Origin of the sequence: Streptomyces sp. NPDC059003, assembly GCF_042740445.1 — a bacterium.
Classification (GTDB): domain Bacteria; phylum Actinomycetota; class Actinomycetes; order Streptomycetales; family Streptomycetaceae; genus Streptomyces.
The window spans coordinates 1-1,346 of the sequence record NZ_JBHYJH010000438.1 but is presented as its reverse complement, the minus strand read 5'-3'; the positions used below and the strand labels follow the sequence as shown (position 1 = coordinate 1,346).

The 1,346-nt window shown below is 72.4% G+C and carries 3 protein-coding genes; all 3 read left to right on the top strand.

All coding sequences use genetic code 11. The features are described from left to right. Nucleotides 1-219 precede the first annotated feature (219 nt). Nucleotides 220-384 carry a hypothetical protein gene (locus ACFWZ5_RS46435; protein ID WP_384893353.1) on the top strand — a complete coding sequence of 55 codons (165 nt, stop codon included), beginning with the start codon at nucleotides 220-222 and terminating at the stop codon, nucleotides 382-384. 60 nt (nucleotides 385-444) lie between these two features. Beyond that, nucleotides 445-960, top strand: coding sequence for an AAA family ATPase (locus ACFWZ5_RS46430; protein ID WP_384893350.1), 516 nt, complete (start codon nucleotides 445-447; stop codon nucleotides 958-960). A 93-nt stretch (nucleotides 961-1,053) separates the two neighbouring features. Next, the coding region (locus tag ACFWZ5_RS46425) for a hypothetical protein (RefSeq protein WP_384893348.1) at nucleotides 1,054-1,346 on the top strand (293 nt) is incomplete at its 3' end.

Sequence of the window (1,346 nt, the reverse complement as noted above, 5' to 3'; positions counted from 1 at the left end):
GCCAAACGCGGGCACACCCCGGTCATCCGGGTCCGTGGCCGTTCCCAACGCCGCTGAACTCGCCCCGATGACCGGCGATTCACCGGCGGCCGCGAGTCCCGGCTGGTGAACACCAAGACCGGCCGGGGCGCCTCCCGCCAGGCCCTGGACGCCGCTCTGAAGGCCCGCTCCTCCACCTCCCTGCTCGGCATCACCCCGATCACCAAGAAGGAGAGCTGAATGCCCCGGCACTTCGCCGACCTGACCGGCGCCGCCCCCCTGCCGACAGGAACGTTCCAGCTCGCCCACCGCGTCGTGGACGACCTGATCACCAACCTGGCGACCGGCGTCATCCACGGCCCTGCCGGCACCGGCAAGACCTACGCCGTCGAGGCCGCCCTCTAAGACCAGGCCCGCCACGGCGGCCCGGCCGTCACCACGCTCGCCTTCACCGCCCGCCCCACCATGCGCCTGGTCGCCGACCACCTCCTGGCCGCGCTGACCGGCACCACCGCCGCCACCAGCCGCAACCGCTTCCACATCACCAACAAGCTCCTGGACCTGCTCGCCCACCCCCGCCGTCTGGTCGTCGTGGACGAGGCCCAGCGTCTCAGCAGCGACTGCATCGAACTGCTGCGTCACCTGCACGACGAGCCGAAGACGAAGTTCGCCCTGCTCTACGTCGGTGGCGACGGCTGCTGGGAAGTCCTCTCCCGCGAACCGATGCTCCGCTCCCGCGTCTTCCGCCTGCTGCCCGACGACGTCCCCGCCCTGATCCGCGACTACCACCCCATCTACACCGGAGCCGACGACGAACTCCTGCACAGCATCGACGAGCTGTACGGGCAGGGCACCATGCGCGCCTGGGCCGTCTTCACCCACACCGCCGCCGCCCTGTGCCACGACGCAGGGCGCCAGTGCATCGACGCTGAGGTCATCAACAACGCGCTCACCCTCCTCGGCGGCGGCGTATACGCCTGACGACACCACCACCGCTACCGCCTGGCGGCCCAACCGCGACTGCGCGCCCGGGCCCCGGCTGTGTGCGTCCGCAACCGCGACGACGACCACCGCATGGCCCGCCGTCTGGCCTCCATCGACGGCCCCGGACGGCTCATCGTCCGGCCCACCCCCGGCGGCCGCACTAGCGACCTCGCCCTCGACATCCTCGCCGCGACCGGCCGCACCCCCACCAGCCTGCTCGCCGACCGCACCCCCGGCCCCGACGCCTGGCGCCAGGCCGCCGCCCAGATATCCGCCGACCAGACCCGCCACGTCGTGATCGACCGCGCCCACCGCCTCCCCCACAGCGCCCTCGAACTCCTCGCCGAACTCGGCCGCCGCGCAGGCGCCACGGTGTGGCTGAT

Coding starts and splice junctions, on each gene's coding strand:
- ACFWZ5_RS46435 (WP_384893353.1), top strand. CDS start 220: ATGCCCCGGCACTTCGCCGACCTGACCGGCGCCGCCCCCCTGCCGACA.
- ACFWZ5_RS46430 (WP_384893350.1), top strand. CDS start 445: ATGCGCCTGGTCGCCGACCACCTCCTGGCCGCGCTGACCGGCACCACC.